The sequence below is a fragment of the Hydrogenophaga sp. genome, assembly GCF_026125785.1.
GTDB lineage: Bacteria > Pseudomonadota > Gammaproteobacteria > Burkholderiales > Burkholderiaceae_C > Hydrogenophaga.
The window spans coordinates 32,054-52,451 of record NZ_JAHCKL010000002.1; the positions used below are offsets into that span (position 1 = coordinate 32,054).

19 protein-coding genes are annotated in these 20,398 nt (G+C 66.8%); 9 read left to right on the forward strand and 10 right to left on the reverse strand.

Features of this window, described 5'->3' with window-relative positions:
• From KIT53_RS02355 to KIT53_RS02385, 7 genes are all read right to left on the reverse strand, one after another.
• Positions 1-1,041: a branched-chain amino acid ABC transporter permease gene (locus KIT53_RS02355; RefSeq protein ID WP_297747046.1), complete on the reverse strand. Its 1,041-nt coding sequence runs from the start codon at positions 1,039-1,041 to the stop codon at positions 1-3.
• Positions 1,042-1,214: 173 nt separating this feature from the next.
• Complete coding sequence (locus KIT53_RS02360) at positions 1,215-2,348, reverse strand: ABC transporter substrate-binding protein (RefSeq protein ID WP_297747049.1); 1,134 nt, start codon at positions 2,346-2,348, stop codon at positions 1,215-1,217.
• Positions 2,349-2,394: 46 nt separating this feature from the next.
• Positions 2,395-2,814 (reverse strand): acyl-CoA thioesterase, encoded by a 420-nt coding sequence (locus KIT53_RS02365; protein ID WP_297747052.1) that lies wholly within the window; start codon positions 2,812-2,814, stop codon positions 2,395-2,397.
• Positions 2,811-3,575 (reverse strand): SDR family NAD(P)-dependent oxidoreductase, encoded by a 765-nt coding sequence (locus tag KIT53_RS02370; RefSeq protein WP_297747055.1) that lies wholly within the window; start codon positions 3,573-3,575, stop codon positions 2,811-2,813. Before KIT53_RS02370 ends, KIT53_RS02365 begins: the two co-directional genes overlap by 4 nt.
• Positions 3,576-3,588: 13 nt before the next feature.
• The gene (locus KIT53_RS02375; RefSeq protein WP_297747058.1) at positions 3,589-4,836 is read right to left on the reverse strand and encodes a thiolase family protein; all 1,248 of its coding nucleotides are present in this window, start codon (positions 4,834-4,836) and stop codon (positions 3,589-3,591) included.
• Between the two features lie 9 nt (positions 4,837-4,845).
• Positions 4,846-6,699 carry a feruloyl-CoA synthase gene (locus KIT53_RS02380; protein ID WP_297747061.1) on the reverse strand — a complete coding sequence of 618 codons (1,854 nt, stop codon included), beginning with the start codon at positions 6,697-6,699 and terminating at the stop codon, positions 4,846-4,848.
• A gap of 159 nt (positions 6,700-6,858) precedes the next feature.
• Positions 6,859-7,647 (reverse strand): crotonase/enoyl-CoA hydratase family protein, encoded by a 789-nt coding sequence (locus tag KIT53_RS02385; RefSeq protein ID WP_297747064.1) that lies wholly within the window; start codon positions 7,645-7,647, stop codon positions 6,859-6,861.
• 122 nt (positions 7,648-7,769) lie between these two features.
• Between KIT53_RS02385 and KIT53_RS02390 the strand changes: the two genes are divergently transcribed.
• Both KIT53_RS02390 and KIT53_RS02395 read left to right on the forward strand, forming a co-directional pair.
• Positions 7,770-8,639, forward strand: a complete 870-nt coding sequence (locus KIT53_RS02390; RefSeq protein WP_297747067.1) for an amidohydrolase family protein — start codon at positions 7,770-7,772, stop codon at positions 8,637-8,639.
• 10 nt (positions 8,640-8,649) lie between these two features.
• Positions 8,650-10,488, forward strand: a complete 1,839-nt coding sequence (locus KIT53_RS02395; protein ID WP_297747070.1) for an AMP-binding protein — start codon at positions 8,650-8,652, stop codon at positions 10,486-10,488.
• 15 nt (positions 10,489-10,503) lie between these two features.
• On the opposite strand, the gene KIT53_RS02400 is transcribed toward KIT53_RS02395, so the two are convergent.
• A complete protein-coding gene (locus KIT53_RS02400) occupies positions 10,504-11,112 on the reverse strand; it encodes a 2-hydroxychromene-2-carboxylate isomerase (protein WP_297747073.1) in 609 nt (202 codons plus the stop codon).
• A 24-nt stretch (positions 11,113-11,136) separates the two neighbouring features.
• The gene (locus KIT53_RS02405; protein WP_297747076.1) at positions 11,137-12,264 is read right to left on the reverse strand and encodes a 5-methyltetrahydropteroyltriglutamate--homocysteine S-methyltransferase; all 1,128 of its coding nucleotides are present in this window, start codon (positions 12,262-12,264) and stop codon (positions 11,137-11,139) included.
• Between the two features lie 138 nt (positions 12,265-12,402).
• Between KIT53_RS02405 and KIT53_RS02410 the strand changes: the two genes are divergently transcribed.
• The 7 genes from KIT53_RS02410 to KIT53_RS02440 all read left to right on the forward strand — a co-directional run bounded on the left by KIT53_RS02410 (position 12,403) and on the right by KIT53_RS02440 (position 19,403).
• A complete protein-coding gene (locus tag KIT53_RS02410; protein WP_297747079.1) occupies positions 12,403-13,482 on the forward strand; it encodes an aromatic ring-hydroxylating dioxygenase subunit alpha in 1,080 nt (359 codons plus the stop codon).
• 2 nt (positions 13,483-13,484) lie between these two features.
• Complete coding sequence (locus KIT53_RS02415; protein ID WP_297747081.1) at positions 13,485-14,264, forward strand: GntR family transcriptional regulator; 780 nt, start codon at positions 13,485-13,487, stop codon at positions 14,262-14,264.
• 55 nt (positions 14,265-14,319) lie between these two features.
• The gene (locus KIT53_RS02420; RefSeq protein WP_297747085.1) at positions 14,320-15,303 is read left to right on the forward strand and encodes a PDR/VanB family oxidoreductase; all 984 of its coding nucleotides are present in this window, start codon (positions 14,320-14,322) and stop codon (positions 15,301-15,303) included.
• Between the two features lie 118 nt (positions 15,304-15,421).
• Positions 15,422-16,462 (forward strand): TRAP transporter substrate-binding protein, encoded by a 1,041-nt coding sequence (locus tag KIT53_RS02425; protein WP_297747088.1) that lies wholly within the window; start codon positions 15,422-15,424, stop codon positions 16,460-16,462.
• 123 nt (positions 16,463-16,585) lie between these two features.
• Positions 16,586-17,110 (forward strand): TRAP transporter small permease, encoded by a 525-nt coding sequence (locus KIT53_RS02430; RefSeq protein WP_297747091.1) that lies wholly within the window; start codon positions 16,586-16,588, stop codon positions 17,108-17,110.
• Positions 17,110-18,426, forward strand: a complete 1,317-nt coding sequence (locus KIT53_RS02435; protein WP_297747094.1) for a TRAP transporter large permease — start codon at positions 17,110-17,112, stop codon at positions 18,424-18,426. Before KIT53_RS02430 ends, KIT53_RS02435 begins: the two co-directional genes overlap by 1 nt.
• Positions 18,423-19,403: a tripartite tricarboxylate transporter substrate binding protein gene (locus KIT53_RS02440; protein WP_297747097.1), complete on the forward strand. Its 981-nt coding sequence runs from the start codon at positions 18,423-18,425 to the stop codon at positions 19,401-19,403. The genes KIT53_RS02435 and KIT53_RS02440 overlap by 4 nt, the downstream gene beginning before the upstream one ends.
• 40 nt (positions 19,404-19,443) lie before the next feature.
• Here KIT53_RS02440 and KIT53_RS02445 read toward each other — a convergent pair whose 3' ends face one another.
• Positions 19,444-20,352: a LysR substrate-binding domain-containing protein gene (locus tag KIT53_RS02445; RefSeq protein ID WP_297747101.1), complete on the reverse strand. Its 909-nt coding sequence runs from the start codon at positions 20,350-20,352 to the stop codon at positions 19,444-19,446.
• Between the last annotated feature and the right edge of the window lie 46 nt (positions 20,353-20,398).

Genomic DNA, 20,398 nt, shown 5'->3' on the forward strand with positions numbered 1-20,398 from the left:
TCAGTGGTCCTCGTCGGAATGCTTGCTGCGCAGCGAGCGGAACAGCAGGACCGGAAGAATGAGCGTGAACACGATGACTTCCTTGAAGGCGCTGGCCCAGAAGGAGCCGAAGGCCTCGATCACGCCCACACCCATGGCGGCGATCAGTGCGCCGGGGTAGCTGGAGAGGCCGGCCGCGACGGCGGCCACGAAGCCCTTAAGACCGATCAGGAAGCCCGAGTCGTAGAACACCGTGGTGGTCGGGCCGATGAGCAGGCCCGAGAGGGCGCCGATGAAGGCCGCCATGGTCATGGTGAACTGGCCCGAGGCCTGGGAGGAAATGCCCATCAGGCGCGCGCCGGTGCGGTTGACCGCGATCGCCCGCAGGGCCTTGCCGCGCAGCGAGCGCTCGAAATACAGCCACAGCATCACGATGAGGGCCACCGTGGCCAGCGCGGTGATGAGGGTCTGCCCGGACAGCATGACAGGGCCGACTTGGAAGCGTTCATCCCAGAAGGACGGGTTGCGGAAGCCTTCGGCTCCGAAGAAAAGCAGGCCCAGGCCGGTCATGGCGAAATGCACACCCACCGAGACGATGAGCAACACCAGGGGTGTGGAGCTTTCCAGCGACTGGTAGGCCACACGGTAGACCAGAGGGCCATACGCGGTGACCACGAGCACGCTGAGTGCGGCCTGTACCACCAGCGGAAACTGCTGGGGCGCGGCCCAGATGGCCACCACCGAAACCGCCAGCGGCGCGATCAGCAGACGGCCCGCGGCCTTGGTGGCGAGCAGTGCGTTGCGCTGGTGCTGCCAGCGCTCCGCAAGCTCCATCAGCGCGGCCAGCACCGACAAGAGCAGCAGGAGCCACACGGTGCCGGGCACCTTGCCGGTCTGGAATATGGCCAGGGTGAGCGCGCCGTAGGCCACGAACTCACCCTGGGGAATGAAGATGATCCGGGTGACGGTGAACACCAGGACAATGGCCAGCCCCAGCAGCGCATACACCGCGCCGTTGGTGAGGCCATCCAGCGCCAGGATGCTGGCGATCGAGAAATCCATATGGAGCCTTAGCGAGAAAAGGAAGCGCTCAAAAAAACCTCAAACGCAGGCACGCTGAAACCAGGGACACCCGGGGCCGGCGGAACCGGCCCCAGGTGCCTTCCCCCCTCGAAGCGCCAAAGACGCGCCGCAAAGGGGGGAAGCCGCGGCAGCGGCGCTGGGGGAACTCCGAATCAGTCCACCTTGAACTTGCCGTCAACCACCTTGAGCATCACGCCGGTTTCGTTCGTGTAGCCCCAGTGGTCGTCCTTGGTCCAGTTCATCACGCCGTGCGCGAAGACCGTGCGGCCCATGGTTTCGAAGGCGTCGCGCAATCCGGCGCGGAACTCCGGCGTGCCGGGCTTGCCGTTCTTCAGGGCGATCGGCACGGCCTTGGCGAGGGCAATGGCCGCGTCGTAGCTGTGGCCGGCGAACTGGTTGCGAGAACCCGGGCCGACCAGCTTTTCGTACTGGGTGACGAAGTCCACGGCCAGCTTCTTGGAGGGATGGCTGTCGGGCAACTGCTCGGCGATCACGGCCGGGCCGGACACCACGTAGGAGCCTTCCACGTCCTTGCCACCGATGCGCACCAGATCGGGCGTGGCCGCGGCGTGCGTCTGGTAGATCTTGCCTTTGTAGCCGCGCTCCACGATCGCCTTGTGCGGCATCGCGGCACCCGAGCCAGAAGCGACGACCAGAATCGCATCCGGGTTGGCCGAGCTGAGCTTGAGCGCCTGTGGCGTCACGCTGGTGTCGGTGCGGGCGAAGCGTTCGACCGCCACCACCTTCATGCCGGCCTTCTCGGCAGCCGGCGTGATGGCCTTGAGCCACAGTTCGCCATAGGCATCGGTGTAGCCAAGGAAGCCGATGGTCTTGATGCCCTGCTTCTTCATGTGCTCGACCATGGCATGGGCCATCACGTCGTTGCCTTGCGGCAGGCGGAACAGCCATTGATCGGCGCCGGGAGGCGAGCCGACCGGGGATGCCGCCAACTGCACCGTCTTGGCCTCGGTGGCCACCGGTGTGATGGCCGCGGCCACCGGGGTGAGGCAGGAGCCGATGATCAGGTCGACCTTGTCCTCGGTCACGAAGCGCCGCGCGTTGGCGGCACCCTTGCCTGGGTCGCTCGCATCGTCGAGGATGATGAGGTTCACCTTCTCGCCTGCGATGGTCTGCGGGAAAAGCTTGAACTGGTTCTGCATCGGAATGCCCAGGCCGGAGCCGGGGCCGGTGAGCGAGAGGCTCACGCCGATGTTGATGTCGGCCAGCGCGGCGGTGCTGCCAAGTGCCGTGATGGCGATGGCGACGAGGGTTTTGGCTGCTTTCATGGTGTCTCCTTCTGGGGTTGGTGGAAAGGGCGGGTGGGAAACGGTTTCAGGAACAGAGGGCCTTGATGTCCTCGGGCACCGGGATGGCCTTGATGCGGTCAGGCGCCTCTGGCGGGTGGATCACGAACGCACGGGTCTCGGTGCCTTCGCACAGCACGTCGTCACCGCGCTGGACCACGTGCCTGTGCATGAACACTTTCTCGCGCCACTCGGTCACGCTGGTGTGCACCTGGAGGCGCTCGCCGTACGTGGCCGGTCGCATGAACTTGGTGTGGATTTCCAGCAGAGGGGTTCCCACGATGCCGCGCGTTTTCACGAGTTCGCGCCAGGGCGGAACGCCGCACTTCACGAAAAAATTCAGCGAAGACGCGTCCATCCACTTGGAGAAGTTCGGGAAGAAGACGATGCCGGCGGGATCGCAGTCCCCGAACATCACTTCCACCTCGTAGACAACCACTTTGCTCATCGTGGGGCCATGCGCAGGGCGCCGTCCAGGCGAATCACCTCGCCGTTGAGGTGGGTGTTGGTCACGATGTGGGCCGCCAGTTGCGCGAACTCCTCGGGCTTGCCCAGGCGCGGCGGGAAGGGGATGCTCGCCGCCAGCGACTGCTGCACCGCTTCCGGCAACTGCTTCATCAGCGGCGTGGCGAACAGGCCGGGCGCGATGGTGCAGACACGGATGCCGTGCTGCGCCAGGTCGCGTGCCATGGGCAGCGTCATGCCCACCAGCCCGCCCTTGGAGGCGCTGTAAGCCTGCTGGCCCACCTGGCCATCGAAAGCCGCCACGCTGGCGGTGAAGACCATCACGCCGCGCTCGCCATCGGCCAGCGGGTCGAGCTTGGCGCAGGCCGCGGCGAACAGCCGGCTGGCGTTGTAGGTGCCGACCAGGTTGACGTTGATGACCTTGGCGAAATCCTCCAGCGGCGCGGCGCTGCCGTCCTTGCCCACCACGCGCTTGGCCGTGCCGATGCCGGCGATGTTCATCAGGATGCGGGCCGGCCCATGCACGGCCGTGGCGGCATCCAGTGCGGCCTGCAGGCTCTCGGTGTTGGTGATGTCGCAGGCGAAGGCGGCGCCGCCGATGTCGGCCGCCACGCGCCTGGCGTTGTCCAGGTTCACGTCGAGCACGGCCACCTTGGCGCCCTGGCGCGCGAGTTCGCGGGCGGTGGCTTCACCGAGTCCCGATCCGCCGCCGGTGACCAGCGCCGCTTGTCCTTGGATGTTCATGAATGTGGTCCTTTCAGGCCTGGGTGTTTTCAATGAGAAGGGCCATGCCCTGTCCGCCGCCGACGCAGGCGCTGGAGATGCCGTACCGGGCGCCGCTGCGCTGCAGTTCGCGCGCCAGCGTGAGGGTCAGGCGCACGCCGGTGGCCGCCAGCGGGTGGCCCAGGGCAATCGCGCCGCCGTTGACATTCAGGCGGGCCAGGTCCATGCCCAGTTCCCTGGCCACGGCCAGTGTCTGCGCGCCCTGGGCTTCATTGACCTCGATGCGGGCGATGTCGTCCAGCCGCAAGCCGGTGCGATCGAGCAACAGGCGGATGGCCGGCGCCGGGCCTATGCCCATGATCTCGGGCGGCACGCCGACCGCCGCGGCAGCGACCACGCGCGCCAGCGCCTTCTTGCCCTGGGCTTTGGCGTAGGTACCCGAGCTGACCACGCAGGCCGCTGCGGCGTCCACCAGCGCGGAACTGTTGCCACCGGTCTGCACCCCGCCGTCGAACACCGGTTTCAGCTTGGCCAGCACCTCCACCGGCGAGGTGCGCGGGTGGGTGTCCGTGGCCACTTCCGTCACCTTGCCCTGCAGCCGGATGCCGCGGGCCTTGTAGCCTTCGAGCTCGAATTTCTCACTGACCACCGGCACGATCTCACCGGCCAGGAAGCCGCTCTCCTGTGCGGCCACGGCCTTGGCGAAGGAGGCGCTGGCGAATTCGTCCACCGCTTCGCGGGTGATGCCGTACTTCTTCGCCAGGTTCTCGGCGGTCTGGATCATGTTGATGCCGGCCGCCGGGTCCTTGAGCGCTTCCCACATGTAGTCCTTGAAGCCCACCGGCGCACCCAGCTTGAAGCCGGTGCGGTGGTCGAACGCCGCGATCGGGTTGCGCGTCATGCTCTCCGTGCCCACCACCAGCGCCGCTTCGCAGGCACCGCCCTGGATCTGCTCGCCCGCCTGCCGGAACAGTTCGAAACCCGTACCGCAGATGCGTTGCGCCATGATGGCCGGCACTTCCACCGGCACGCCCGCGTACAGGCCGATGTGGCGCGGCAGGAAGAACTGGTCGAAGTCGCCCGGTGCCATGTTGCCGGTGATCACCGAGCCAATATGCTCGCCTGGAACGCCGGCACGTTCGAGCGCTGCGCGCGCGGCCTTGATGCCCAGGTCGGTGGGAGAGATATGGCCCAGCGCACCGCAATAGTCCACCATCGGCGTGCGCACGCCGTCCAGCAGCCAGACGTCGGCGAAGGCGTTGAAGAATCCTCGGGAAGCCATATCGTGTCTTTACTCGGGTTTGATGATCGCGTGCAGCGAGTCGTCGTGCAGATGCGCCACGGTCTCCGCGCGGTGGCTGAGCACGGCGCGCTGGTTGATGGAGCCCTTGTCGGTGATTTCGCCGCGGTCGATGGTGGGCGGGTCGGCCAGCAGGCACAGGCGCGCAATGCGGCTGGCGCTGCCGGTGGCGGTTCGGGCCAGTTCGTTGACCACGCCCTGGAAGTGCGCGAGCACCGGCGCGGCGTTGAGCACGTCGTGCATGGAGGCTTCCGGCGGCAGCCCGCTGAGCGCGCGCACCGCCGGCGTGGGGAAGACCATGGCACCGACCTCCTTCATGTTCAACCCGGTGAGCACCACGTCCTGGATGTAGGGTGCGCCAGCGGCGATGATCTTGGCGCGCATCGGACCCACGCTCACGAAGGTGCCGGTGGCCAGCTTGAAGTCCTCGGCGATGCGGCCGTCGAACTTCAGGCCCTGGTGGATGTCGGTCTCGTCGATCCACTTCACCGCGTCGCCGGTCTTGAAGAAACCTTCCTCGTCGAAGGAGTCGGCGGTCTCGGCTGGCATGCGCCAGTAGCCCGGCGTGATGTTGGGCCCCTTGTAGCGCACCTCGGTCTTGCCGTCGATGTCCACCAGCTTGAGTTCCAGGCCCGGCGTGGGCAGACCCAGGTCGCCCGCGCGCACATCCGGGCTGGTGACGAAGATGCCGAAGGGGCCTGACTCGGTCATGCCCAGGCCCGTGCCCATCACGATGCGCTCGCCGATCTCCTGCTCCTGCACGGCGTGCAGCGCGTCCCAGACCGGCTGGGCCAGGGCCGCGCCAGCGTAGAAGAACATCTTCACGCGCGAGAGCAGCGTCTTGCGCAGTGCGTCGTCGGTCTTCATCGCGTTGGCGATGGCCTCGAAACCGGTGGGCACGTTGAAGTACACCGTGGGTGCGATCTCACGCAGGTTGCGCAGCGTCTCACCCATGAGCGCGGGCGTGGGCTTGCCGTCGTCGATGTACAGCGTTCCACCGTGGTAGAGCACCATGCCGAAGTTGTGGTTGCCGCCAAAGGTATGGTTCCACGGCAGCCAGTCCACCAGCACCAGAGGCTGCTCCTGCAGCACCGGCATGGACTCGGTCATCTGCTGCTGGTTGGCGCACCACATGTGCTGGGTGTTGATCACCGCCTTGGGCATCTTGGTCGAGCCCGAGGTGAATAGGAACTTGGTGATGGTGTCCGGGCCCGTGGCGGCCATGGCCGCGTCCACGGCAGGCGTTGCCTGGGTGGCCAGCAGCGATGCAAAGGACGTGGTGGCCCGGCCCGGCACGGTGCCGGAGGTGGTGACCAGCTCCACGTTCTCGTCCAGCGTGGCGAGCATGGCGCGGCCATAGCGCTGCGCATCGGCGGCGAACACCAGGCCCGGCGTCAACGTCTTCACCACATGGTGCAGCTTGTCGAAGTCCTGGCTGATCAGCGAGTAGGCCGGCGACGTCGGGCAGTAGGCAATGCCCGCGTAGATGCAGCCCAGCGCCAGCAGCGCATGTTCCAGGTCGTTCTCGCTCAGGATCAGCACCGGCCGTTCGACAGACAGTCCACGGTCCAGCAGACCCTGGCCGATGCGCCGCGCCGCGTCCAGCGCCTGGGCGAAGCTGATGTGCTGCCAATCGCCCGTGCTCCCGTCCGCCTGCTTCGCGCGCCGGGCGAACAAGGTCTGCTCCGGGCGCGTCCGGGCCCAGTGCACCAGCCGGTCGGTGATGCGCTCGGGGAAGGCTGGCAAGTCCTGCGCGGCCCGCAGGTAGTGCACACCCTCGGGGCCGTCACGCAGCACGGCCCGTGTGACGCCGAACTTCAAGGGACGGTACTTCGCTGCAGTCATTCTGTCTCCGGCATGTGTGGGTTGTCTGACGATGAGCAAGGGGCGCAAAGCGCAGGTGTGTCGGCGTACTTGCACCCGCCAGGGATGCGCAACCGGTTCCGTCGGACCGCCGGCATCGCTCCCCGGGGGAGGGAGGCCGAAGGCGGCGCGGGGGTACCCTCACTCCTTTTTCACTTTGGCCGCGCGGCCTTCCAGGAAATCACGCACCCGCGCCTTCGCCTCGGGCGCGTTCTGCACGATGGCCGCCATCAACGCTTCGGTGAAGAAGCCCTGGTCGGCCGGTTGTTCGGCGATGCGCGGCAGCGCGTGCATCAGCGCGTAGTTGGTCAGTGGTGCATTGCTGGCGATGCGGGTGGCCAGTTCCAGAGCTTTGTCCAGGGCGGTGCCCGTGGGCACCAGGTACTGGGCCAGGCCGATGCGCTCGGCCTCGGCGGCCTTGTAGACGCGGCCGGTGAGCATCATGTCGGTCATGCGCGCGGCGCCGATCAGGCGCGGAATGCGCACGGAACCGCCGCCGCCGACGAAGATGCCGCGCGTGCCCTCGGGCAGCGCAAAGAAGCTGGACTCGTCCGTCACGCGGATGTGACAGGCACTGGCCAGCTCCAGTCCGCCGCCCACCACCGCGCCATGCATGGCCGCCACCACCGGCACCGGGCCGTGTTGCACGCAGTCCAGTGCCGCATGCCACATGCGCGAATGCATCAGGCCCTGGCCGGCGTCGCGTTCGCTGAGTTCGGAGAGATCCAGGCCGGCGCAGAAGTGCTCGCCCTCGCCATGGATGACCGCGGCACGCACGCTGCCGGGCAGGTTCTGGAAGATGTCCCGGATACCCAGAACCAGCCCGTCGTTGAGCGCGTTGCGCTTGGTGGGGCGGTTGAGTGCGATGACCGCGATCTCGGACGAAGCCCCTTGCAGACTCAGGCGGATGTCATTGGAATGGGTGGACATGGGGACAATGAGGAGTGCTTGATGTAGGTCGGCATTATTGTTATAAACAATAACCAAAACAAGCCCGAACCCCCACACCGGACCCCCGTGTTTACCCTAGGGTCCGATCAACGGAGACATCCATGGACCACCAGAATCTCGTCGCTATCGACATCCACACCCACGCGGAAGTGAGTTGCCGGAATCCATTCGACAACTACGGCGAGGAGTACGACCGTGCGGCCGACAAGTACTTCGGCAGCAACCGTCGGCCCACCATTGCGGAGACCATCGCCTACTACCGCGAGCGAAAGATCGGCCTGGTCATGTTCACGGTGGACAGCGAGTCCCAACTGGGGCGCCGCCGCATCCCGAACGAGGAGATCGCACAGGCGGCGCGCGAGAACAGCGACATGATGATGGCCTTTGCCAGCATCGATCCGCACAAGGGCAAGATGGGGGCGCGCGAAGCCGAGCGGCTGATCCGGGAAGAAGGGGTCAAGGGTTTCAAGTTCCACCCCACGGTGCAGGGTTACCACCCTTACGACCGCATGGCCTGGCCGATCTACGAGGTGATCAACGCGCACAAGCTGCCGGCCATCTTCCACACCGGGCACAGCGGCATCGGTTCGGGCATGCGCTGCGGCGGCGGCCTGCGGCTGGAGTACAGCAACCCCATGCACCTGGACGACGTGGCCATTGATTTCCCCGACATGCAGATCGTGATGGCGCACCCCAGCTTCCCCTGGCAGGACGAGGCGCTCAGCGTGGCCACGCACAAGCCCAACGTCTGGATCGATCTCTCTGGCTGGAGCCCGAAGTACTTTCCCAAGCAACTCGTGCAGTACGCCAACACGCTGCTCAAGGACCGCGTGCTGTTTGGCAGCGACTACCCGCTGATCACGCCGGAGCGCTGGATGAAGGACTTCGAGGTGGCTGGTTTCAAACCCGAGGTGATGCCCGGCATTCTCAAGGGCAACGCGGTGCGCCTGCTCGGGCTGGGCGCCGCCTGAGGGGCGGGCCATGCAGGCCTTCGCTTCGCTTGCCGACATCGAGCGCCTGGAGCTCACCGGGCGCGAAGAGGTGGCTCCGCACCGCAGTCCGTATGCGCTGATCCGCGCGGCTGCGCATCGTTTTGCCGAGCGCGAAGCCTTCACTTTTCTGCCCGACGCCGCGCTGGATACGCCGCCGCGGCGCATCACGTACCGCACTTTTCTGGCTGGCGTCCACCGCGCCGCCAACCTGTTTCGCGCCATGGGCGTGGGGCCAGGCGATACCGTGGCCTTGCTGGCGCCGAACACGCCCGAGGCGCACATGGTCCTCTGGGGCGCGCAACTGGCGGGCCGGGTCTGCCCGATCAACTACCTGCTGCAGCCAGGGCACATCGCCAGCCTGCTGCGGGCGTCCAACGCCAGGCTGCTGGTGGCTCTCGGCCCCAGCGACGAACTGGCGGTCTGGCCGGTGGCGGAGCAGGTGCGCGCTCTGCACCCGCTGCCGCTGTTGCAGATACGTGCCGGCGAGATGCTGGCCGAAGGCGTGCCGGTGCTGCAGGAGCTGCTGGCGCAGCAGTCGGAAACGCTGGGGTTCGAGCCTGATCTGGATCCCGACCGGGTGGTGGCGTTGTTTCACACGGGCGGCACCACCGGCGCGCCCAAGCTGGCGCAGCACACGCAGGGCAACGAGGCGCACACGGCCTGGTTTGCGCACGCCTTCTACGACATGGACGAGCGCGCGGTCGAAATCAACGGCTTCCCGCTGTTCCACGTCGCGGGGGCATTCGTCTACGGCCTGGCGCTGCTGGCCATAGGCGCGCGCCAGGTGCTGCCCACGCTTTCAGGCATGCGCAACACCGCGTTCGTGCGCGCCTACTGGCGCTTCTGCGAACGCGAGCAGGTGACGCACCTGGCCTGTGTGCCCACCGTGCTGGCCACCCTGCTGGGGGTTCCGCTGGATGCGGACGTGCGCAGCGTCCGGGCGGCTTACACAGGCGGTTCGCCGCTGCCGGCCGAACTGGCGCAGCGCTTCGAAGCGGCCACGGGCATTGCCGTGCGCAACATCCTGGGCATGACCGAATGTGCGGGGCTGGTGAGCATCGAACCCTTGCGCGGTCCACGCACGCCCGGCTCGGCGGGTCTGCGCCTGCCGTACACCGAGGTGCACGCGGTGCGATGGCGCGATGGCTCGGCGAGGCTGCACGAACGTTGCGCCGCTGGCGAGACCGGTGTGCTGGTGCTGCGCGGACCGCATGTGAGCCCGGGCTACACCGATGCGTCCCGCGATGCCGGCATGTTCGAGTCGGGCTGGATCGTCTCTGGCGACCTGGGCCATCTGGACGAGGCCGGTCGCGTCCATGTGACCGGCCGCGCCAAGGACGTGATCATTCGGGGTTCGCACAACATCGACCCCGGCCTGGTCGAGGACGCGTTTCTCGCCCATCCGGCGGTGGCCCTGTGCGCGGTGGTCGCCGAACCCGATGCCTACGCGGGCGAACTGCCGGTGGCGTTCGTCACCCTCAAGCCCGGTGCCGACGTCGATGCCCAGGCCTTGCTGGCCGCGGTGGCACCCACGGTCTACGAACGCCCGGCTTGTCCACGCCGTGTGGTGGTGCTCGATGCCCTGCCCATGACCGCCATTGGCAAGGTGTTCAAGCCGGATCTGCGCCTGCGTGCGATCGAGATCAAGCTGCGCGAACTGCTGGCCGAAACCGCGCCGGATCGTCGCGCGCAGGTGAGGGCGAGCGAGCAGGGCGGGCGCCAGCGCGCGGAGGTGGTGCTGGAGGGTGCGGGGGACGAGGCCCTGGCCGAGCGCCTGCGCGCCAGCCTGGCGGCCATCGCGGTGGAGGTGGTGCTGCGTTTTGGCTGAGCGCGGCGCCAGGCCTCACCAGCCGCCGCGTGTGAGCCAGCGGTCGAGTTGGTCGAGCTTGTCCAGGCCCCAGAACATCTCGCCGTCCACCACCACGGTGGGTGAGCCGAACACACCGGCTTGCAAAGACGCCTCCACGTCGGCGCGCAGCAGCGCGGCGGCCTCATCGCTGCCCGCGGCATCGGCCAGTGCGTGGCCAGAGGGCCCGCCAGGAACGTCGATGGCCTGCAGTGCCTGCGGTGTGGAGAGGTCGCGGCCTTCGCCCCAGTACGCCTGGTAGATGGCGTGTGCGGTCGCCGCGGCCTGCGCGGGGTGGTGCCGTCGCACCCAGGCAAAGGCGCGCGCCGAAGGCAGCGGGTTCATCACCGCCGCGCCGGGCGTGCGGCCGAGCACCACGCCGGCTTCGCGCGCGCAGCGCGGCACGTCGCGCGCGATGTAGTCCCCCTTGAGCGGGGTTTCCATCAGGGGCTTGAGGCCCATGACCTTGAGCACCGAGACGCCCAGCAGCATGGCGTGCCATTCCACGCGGCGTCCATGGCGAGCGGCCAGCGATTCGATGCGCAAGGAGGCCAGGTAGCCGTACGGCGAGATGAAGTCGAAATGGAAATGCAGCGGCGAAGGCATGGCGCCGATGGTCATCGGCTTCCCTTATCCCCAGACTTCGTGGGCCGTCTCCACCACCAGGGCCAGTTTCCTGCGCTGGTCTTCCACGGCGATGTTGTTGCCGTGCACGGTGCTGGAGAAGCCGCACTGGGGCGACAGGCACATCTGCTCCAGCGGTGCGTACTTCGCGGCTTCGTCGATGCGGCGTTTCAGGTCGTCCTTGCTTTCGAGCTGGCCGAACTTGGTGGTGACCAGGCCCAGCACGACGATCTTGTCCTTGCCCAGGTAGCGCAGCGGGCGGAAATCGCCGGAGCGGTCGTCGTCGTATTCGAGGAAGAAGGCGTCCAGCTTCATTTCCGAGAGCAGGGCCTCGGCCACCGGCTCGTAGTTGCCGGCGGCGGCGTGCGTGCTCTTGAAATTGCCCCGGCACAGGTGCATGGCCAGCGTCATGCCGGCGGGCTTGTGGGCCACCACCTTGTTGATGAAGTTCGCGTAGCGGTGCGGCAGCTCATTGGGGTCGTCGCCGCGCTGGCGGGCGGCCTCGCGCATGCGCTCGTCGCACAGGTAGGCCATGTTGGTGTCGTCCATCTGCACGTAGGTGCAGCCGGCGTTGGCCAGGCTCTGCAGTTCCTCGCCGTAGGCCTTGGCCACGTCGTCGTAGAAGGCCGGGTCCAGCTCGGGATAGGCCTCCTTGCTGATGCCCGCGCGGCCACCCCGGAAGTGCAGCATGGTGGGCGAGGGGATGGTGACCTTGGGGGTGAGCGCGGGCAGGCCGAGTGCCGCGACCTGGGCTTTGAGGTACTCGAAGTCGGCGAGCTGGATGTTTTTCGCGTGGCGCACCTTGTCGATGACGCGAATGACCGGCGGCGCGAGTTCCTCCGTGCCGTCCGGCTTGCGGATGGTCACCGGGATGTCGGTCTTCACGCCGCCCAGCTGCTCCAGGAAGTCGATGTGGAAATAGGTGCGGCGGAATTCGCCGTCGGTGATGGACTGCAGGCCGACGTCGGCCTGGAACTTCACGATCTCGGTGATGGCACGGTCTTCCACCTCGCGCAATTGGGCCGGGCTGATCTCCCCCTTCGCCTTTTTCTCGCGGGCCTCCAGCAGGTAGGCGGGACGCAGGAAGCTGCCGACGTGGTCGGCCCGGAAGGGGGGGCGGGTGCGCTGGGTCATGTAGAGATCCTGTGAAGGGGTGGACGGGGTATCGAAAGTACTTTGCCAGTCTTTCATGAATACATAAACCTATGGAAAACCCCAATTATTGGCTTAAAGTCTTGAAAATTCGGAGTTTATGTATACAGTGCGTATCCCATGAACACCACGCCATTGCATTTCCCGCTCAACGCTTGGTACGCCGCCGCCTACGACGTCGAGGTGGGGCGCAGTCTCCTGGCGCGCACCATCTGCAACCAGAAGCTTGTGCTGTACCGGCAGACCGATGGCGCGGTGGCGGCGCTGGAGGACGCTTGCTGGCACCGCCTGCTGCCGCTGTCCATGGGGCGGCTCGAAGGCGACGAACTGGTCTGCGGTTACCACGGCCTGGTCTTCAACGCCGAGGGGCGCTGCACCCACATGCCCAGCCAGGAGACGCTCAACCCCACGGCCTGCGTGCGGTCGTTTCCGGTGGTGGAGAAGCACCGCTTTGTCTGGATCTGGCCCGGCGATCCCGCGTTGGCCGATCCCGCGCTGGTGCCCGACCTGCACTGGAACCACGACCCGGCCTGGGCGGCCGACGGCAAGATGATCCGGGTGAAGTGCGACTACCGCCTGGTGGTGGACAACCTCATGGACCTGACGCACGAGACCTTCGTGCACGGCAGCAGCATCGGCAACCGCGCGGTGGCCGAGGCCCCCTTCCAGGCCACCCACGGCGAGCGCACCGCCACCGTCACGCGCTGGATGGAGAACATCGAGGCGCCACCGTTCTGGGCCGGACAGATCCGCCAGGCGCGCGGCTACAGCGGTCCGGTGGACCGCTGGCAGATCATCCGGTTCGAGGCGCCGTGCACGGTGGCGATCGACGTGGGCGTGGCCCCTGCCGGCAGTGGCGCTCCGCAGGGCGATCGCAGCCAGGGCGTCAACGGCTACGTGCTCAACACCATCACGCCCGAGACGGGCAACAGCTGCCTGTACTTCTGGGCTTTTGCGCGCAACTACTGCCTGGAAGAGCAGCGCCTGACGCACCAGCTGCGCGAAGGGGTGGCCAGCATCTTCCGCGAGGACGAGCTGGTGCTGGAGGCGCAGCAGAGGGCGATCGAAGAACACCCCGACCACCGCTTCTACAACCTCAACATCGACGCGGGTGCGATGTGGGCGCGCCGCCTGATCGACAAGCTGGTGGAGCAGGAGCGGCCTGGCGCCACCGTCATCCCCATTCGCAGGGCCGGCTGAGCATGTCGCAGACCCCTGCCGTGTCCACGCCGTCCAGCGAGAGTTCCGGGACGGAGAGCGCGCAGGTGCGCGCGCTGCTGCAACTGCGCGAGCTGATCCTGTCCGGCGAACTGGCCGGTGGTTCGCGCATCGCCGAACTGGCCATCGTCGAACGCCTGGGCGTCTCGCGCACGCCCATCCGGGCCGCCCTCATGCGGCTTGAACAGGAGGGCCTGTTGCAGGCGCTGCCCAACGGCGGCTATGTGGTGCAGACGTTTTCCGAGCGCGATATCGCCGATGCGATCGAGTTGCGCGGCACGCTGGAAGGCCTGCTCGCCCGGTTGGCGGCCGAGCGAGGCGCGCCCGGCGTGGTGCTGGCCGAGGCGCGGCGTTGCCTGGACCGGCTTGACGAAGTGCTGGCGGCGCCCGCGCTCAACGACGAGGGCTTCACCGCCTACGTGTCGTTCAACAGCCAGTTCCATACGCTGGTCTGGGAGATGGCCGAAAGCCCCACCATTCTTCGCCAGTTGGAAAAGGTGCTGACCCTGCCTTTTGCATCGCCTTCCGGTTTCGTGGTGGTGCAGGCACATTCCAGCCGGGCGCGAGACATGCTCGTCGTCGCACAGGACCAGCACCGCCAGGTGCTCGATGCCATCGAGCGGCGCGAAGGTGCGCGCGCTGAAGCCATCATGCGTGAGCACTCGCGCCTGGCCCAACGCAACCTGCGCGATGTGCTGGCCGGTCCTGCCACGGTGCATGCGCCCGGAGCCATGCCGGCGCTCAAGCTCATTCGGCGGAGGTAGTGGACATGCTCTCTTCGCGCCGCTCCCCGGCCTTTCTCTCCTTTTTCTTCTTCCCATGAAAAGTACGCTTTCCTGGCACGGCGCGTCGGTGGTCGGTCTGCGTGACCTGACTCCCACGGTGCGTGAGTTCATCCTGTCGCCGCTCGAAGGGGCGACCGAGCGTTGGTCGCCTGGCGCGCACCTGCAGGTGCGGCTGGAGGTGGGCGGGCGCGGACAGGTGCGCAGCTATTCGCTGGTGGGTTCGCCCGACGAGGTGGCCGGTTACCGCATTGCGGTGAAGCGGCTGGACGATGGCCACGGCGGCTCGCGCGCCATGTGGCAGTTGCGTGTAGGCGACGCGATCGAGGTGGGCACGCCGCAGAACCACTTTCCGCTGGGTTTCATGGCCCCTGCCACCTTGCTGGTGGCCGGCGGCATCGGCATCACGCCCATGGTCTCCATGGCGCAGGCCCTGTCACGTCGCGGTCACCAGGTGCGGCTCTTGTATGCGGCGCGCAGCGAGAGCGAACTGGCCTATGGCGAGACGCTGCGTGAGCTGCTGGGCGATGCCTTGAGCACCTGTGTTTCCTCGCGCGGCGAACGGCTGGACCTGGCGGCGGAGATCGACGCGCTGCCGCCTAGTGCGCAGGCCTACGTGTGCGGCCCCGCAGGGCTGCTGGACGCGGTGCGCTCGCACTGGCTCGCTGCAGGCCGGCCCTTGCCCAGCCTGCGCTTCGAGACCTTTGGCAGCGGCGGCCGGCTGCAGAGCACCGGCTTCAAGGTCGAGTTGCCGCGCCACCGGGTCCGCCTGGAGGTACCCGCCGATCAACCTCTGCTGGAGGTGCTGGAGGCCGCTGGCATCGAGGTGATGAGCGATTGCCGCCGCGGCGAATGCGGCCTGTGCGCGCTGGACGTGCTGGGGCTGGAAGGCCGTATCGACCACCGCGACGTGTTTCTGAGCACCGAGGAAAAGAGGGACAACCGGCGCATCTGCGCCTGCGTGTCCCGCGTGGAGGGCAGCATCACGCTGGACACCGCATGGCGCGCCGAGCACGCCTGAGCCTTGTCCGGCACGACCCAGCGTTTCCCTGTGTGGGCATGGCGTTTCTTCCTACATCCGGCTTCCAGGCTCGCCCGCACGCCCAAGGACCGGAACCCACCCAAGAATGGAGACAAGCATGAGCCTTTTCAAACGCCGTACCACTCTGTGCGCCTTGGGTGCCGTGGCGCTTGCCGCGGCAACCGGCAACGCCATGGCGCAGCAGGTGGTCACGCTGCGGTTGCACCAGATGCTGCCGCCGCAGGCCACCATCCCCGCCAAGGCCCTGGTGCCCTGGGCGCAGAAGGTCGAGGCCGATTCCGGCGGCCGCATCAAGGTGCAGCTCTTTCACGCGATGCAACTGGGCGGCGCGCCGCCGCAACTGTTCGACCAGGCGCGTGACGGCGTCGTGGACCTGACCTGGACCGTGCTGGGTTACACGCCGGGGCGCTTCAACAAGTCCGAAGTGTTCGAACTGCCTTTCATGAGCGGATCGGCCGAACAATCCTCGCGCGCCTTTCAGGAGTACGTCGACAAGTTCGCTGCCGACGAGTTCAAGGACGTGAAGCTGATAGCGGTGCACACCCATGGTCCCGGCCTGTTCCACACCAAGACACCGGTGACCGGACTGGAGAGCCTGCGCGGCATGAAGATCCGCGGCGGCTCGCGCATCATCAACAACATGCTGACCAAGCTGGGTGCCACGCCCGTTGGCATGCCGGTGCCCGCGGTGACCGAGGCCTTGTCCAAGGGCGTGATCGATGGCACCACCATTCCCTGGGAAGTCACGCCCTCGCTGAAGGTGACGGAACTGGTGAAGAACCACACGACGTTCGCGGGTGCTCAGGGGCTCTACACACAGACCTTCGCATTTGCCATGAACAGGGCGTCGTACGACAAGCTGCCGGCGGACCTGAAAAAGGTGATCGACGCCAATTCGGGCATCGAGGCCGCGGCCATGTTTGGCAGGGCGATGGACGAAGGCGACAAGGCGGGCAGGGAGATCGCGGAGAAGGCCAAGAACAACATCGTCGCGCTGGACGCCGCGGAGACACAGCGCTGGCGCCGAACCGCCGCCACCGTGGAAACCGACTGGATCAACGAGATGAAAGGCAAGGGTGTCGATGGTGCCAAACTCGCCTCCGAGGCGCGGGCCCTGATCGCCAAGTACGCTCGCTGAGCGCTCGGATTCCATCCATCCATGGCCGTCCCCGAGGGGGCGGCCATTTTTTGTGAGGCAGAAGTAGATGATGGTGGACAATTCGGGTCGGTGTTTTGGGACTTCTTTCTGAAAGAGCGCGAAATGATTGGTTTTGTGTACCGGCTGGCCTGGTGGTCGGCGCTTGTCGGAGGCATCGTGCTGTGTGCCCTGACGCTCATGGTCGTCGCGAGCGTGTCAGGACGTGCGCTGATCGGCATCGGCCTGGGCCCGGTGCCCGGGGACTTCGAATTGGTGGAGGTGGGGACGGCCGTTGCCGTGTTCTTCTTCCTGCCCTGGTGTTACCTCCGCGGCGGGCATGCCACCGTGGATCTGCTGTACAGCTACATGCCCCCTGCCGCCCGCAAGACGGTCAACATCGTGAGCGACGTGTTGATGCTGGTGGTCTGGCTGGTGATGACCTGGAAGCTCTATGAAGGCATGCTGGAGAAGAAGGAGTACCTGGAGACCACCTTCATCCTGCTCATGCCGATCTGGTGGGCCTATGCGCTGTGTCTGGTGGGGGCGGTCATCGGCTGCCTCAGCTACATCGCCAAGACGTTGACTGAACTGGGTCTCGCATCCGAACCGGCCGGCTGGTCCGTTCAAGCCAACGAAGGAGGCCACTGATGTCTGGCGTTGAACTCGCCGCATGGTCGTTTCCGATCATGCTGTTGCTCATCTTCATCCGTGTGCCGATTGGCTTGTCCATGCTGGTGTGCGGGCTCGGCGGGGCCTGGCTCATCTATGGCAGCGCCGATCCCATCCTGAATCAGCTCAAGCAGATTTCCTACAGCACGTTCTCCAACTACAACCTTTCGGTGATTCCGCTGTTTCTGTTGATGGGGCAGTTTGCCGCGCTGGGTGGTTTGTCGCAGGCGCTGTTCAAGGCGGCCGAGGCCTGGATCGGGCACCGCAAAGGGGGTGTGGCCATGGCCGCGGTGGGTGCGTGTGCCGGGTTCGGCGCCATCTGCGGGTCCTCTCTGGCGACGGCGGCCACCATGGGACAGGTGGCCCTGCCCGAACTCAAGCGCGCGGGCTATGCCGGTGGCATTTCCACTGCAACGCTGGCAGCGGGTGGCACGCTGGGTATCCTGATCCCGCCATCGGTGGTGCTGGTGATCTATGCCATCCTGACGGAACAGAACATCGCCAAGCTCTTCCTGGCGGCGTTCGTTCCCGGCATCCTGGCCGCCATCGGCTACATGATCGTTCTGGCCATCTATGCCAGGCTCAAGCCCCAGGACGTGGGCAGCATGAAGCCCCTGCCAATGAAAGAGCGGTGGGTGGCCACGGCCAAGGTCTGGCCGGTTCTGGTGATCTTTATGGTGGTCGTCGGCGGTATTTACACCGGCGTATTCACGCCCACCGAGGGTGCGGCCGTGGGTGCTTTCGGCACGGGTATTGCCGCCTGGGTGGGTGGCGGCCTGAACCGCAAGACGCTGATGGGCGCCGTGATGGGGACCGCCGTCGCCACCGGCATGATCTTCATGATCGTTCTCGGTGCCGGCCTCTACAACACCTTCCTCGCGCTGTCGCAGTTGCCGCAGGAAGCGGCGCAACTGGTGGCGGGTTCCGGCCTGAACCCCTGGCTGGTGCTGGTGGCCATCCTGGTGCTGTACATCATCCTGGGCTGTTTCATGGATTCCCTGTCCATGATCCTGCTCACCATCCCGGTGTTTTTCCCCATCGTGACCGCGCTGGACTTTGGCCTGCCGCCCGAGGAGTTCGCCATCTGGTTCGGCATCCTGGTGCTGATCGTGGTGGAGGTCGGGCTGATCACGCCGCCGGTGGGCATGAACCTGTTCGTCATCAACTCGATGGCCAAGGACGTGCCCATCACGCAGACCTACCGTGCCGTCATGCCTTTCGTGGCCAGCGACATGATCCGCACCGCCATCCTGGTGGCTTTCCCATCCATCACCTTGTTTGTCCTGCGTCTATGAACCTGCCTCGCCGCAGCCTGCTTGGAGCTGCCATTTCAATCGGCGCGGTGCTTGCCGGTCCCGCGCAGGCGCAGCAAGCCGTCTTTCCTTCCAAAGGCCTGCGCATCGTGGTGCCGTTTGCCGCCGGTGGCGTGGGCGACCTCACGGCGCGCATCGTCGCGGCCCGACTGGGCGAGCGCCTGGGTCAGCCGGTGGTGATCGAGAACCGCCCTGGCGCCGGTGGCGTGGTGGCTGCCGAGAGCGTGGCCCGCGCGGAACCCGACGGCCACAGTCTGTTCCTGATGTCCAACGGAACGGCCGTCACCGCCAGCCTGTTCAAGTCGCTGCCGTTCGATACCGTCAAGGACTTCACGCCGGTGTCCACGCTCGGTTTCTTCGACATCGCCGTGGTCGCGCACCCCGAGGCGCCGTTCAAGACCTTTGCCGAACTGCTGGCCTACGCCAAGGCCAACCCGGGCCGCCTCAACATCGGCAGCATCAACATCGGCAGCACCCAGCACCTCGCTGCCGAGCTGTTCAAGAGCAGTGCCGACATCGATGGCCAGATCGTGCCGTTCAACGGCACGCCCAACCTCATCGGTGCCTTGCGTGGCCGGCAGGTCGACGTCGGCGTGGAGATCCTGGCGCCCGTGCTGGCGCAGATCCGGGGCGGTGCGCTCAAGGCCCTGGCTGTGGCCAGCGAGAAGCGCTCGACGGTGCTGCCCGACGTGCCCACGGCGGCCGAGGCCGGCGTCGGTGGTTTCCTGGCTTCGTCCTGGAATGCGCTGGCGGTTCCCGCGAAGACGCCGCGCGCGGTGGTGGACCGCCTGCAGCGCGAGATCGCCGCGTCCGTGGCCGATGCCGAGGTGCAGAAAAAACTGCGCGAACTCAACATCGACCCACGTTCGTCCACGCCCGAGCAGACCCAGGCGCTGCTGGTTGGGGACATTCAGCGCTGGAGCCGCGTGATCGAGCGTGCGGGCATCCAGAAGCAGTGACGGCCAGGGCCGCAGCGCCGCTTGAGCGCGTACGTGCGGGTCAACGGGCGTTGAGCTGCTCCAGCGTGCTGCGGATCAGCGCCAGCGTGGCCTGCTGGGTCAGCGTGGCGGGGCGCTGCGAACTCACGGCCAGGCACAGGCGGGTGCGCAGCGGCGGGTCGCTGACGGGTCGCATGCGGTAGGCCGACGGCCGGATCGAGCTGGCGACCGCGTTGCGCGAGAGCAGGGCGGCGCCGGCACCGTCGGCCACCAGGTCCAGGATGGCGGACACCCCGTCGATTTCCAGGGCCACTGTCGGCCGGCAGCCGATGTTGGCCATCTCCGCTTCGACGTGCATGCGGATTGCGTTGGGCCGGCTGGGAATCACCAGCGGCAGGCGCGCCACGTTCCGCAGCGGGACCGGTGGCGGAGGGGGGTCTTCGGGCAGGCCCGGCGGGCGCGGCTCCACCAGCATCAGGTCCTCGTCGTACAGCGGGTGGATCTCCAGGTCGGGCGCGGGCCGGGCGTTGTAGAGCACGGCAATGTCCAGCCGGCCGGTGGCCAGCCATTCCTGCATGGTGGCCGAGAGGCCTTCACTGATGGACAGGCTGGCTTCTGGCAACTGGCGGCGGAAGGCGCGTGTGAGCGGCACCGCCAGCACGCGCGCCAGGCTGGGCGGCAGGCCCATGGCGACGTGGCCGGCCAGCGCACCGCGCACCCGGCCCAGCTCTTCACGGGCGCGCTCCACCTGGTGCAGGATGCCGCGGCCATGCGCCAGCAGCAGCTTGCCGGCCTCCGTGGGCGTGGCGCCCCGACCGTTGCGTACCAGCAGGTTCTGGCGCAGTTCCACCTCCAGCAGGCGCACCTGGCGGGAGAGCGCGGGTTGCGCCACGTTCAGTGCCACCGCCGCCCGGGTAAAGCTGCCCAGTTCGGCAACGCGCACGAAGTACTCGATCTGCTTCAGGTCCATGAAGAGGGCGATCATAGTCAGTTATGTTTTTTTGTTCTAGCTGATA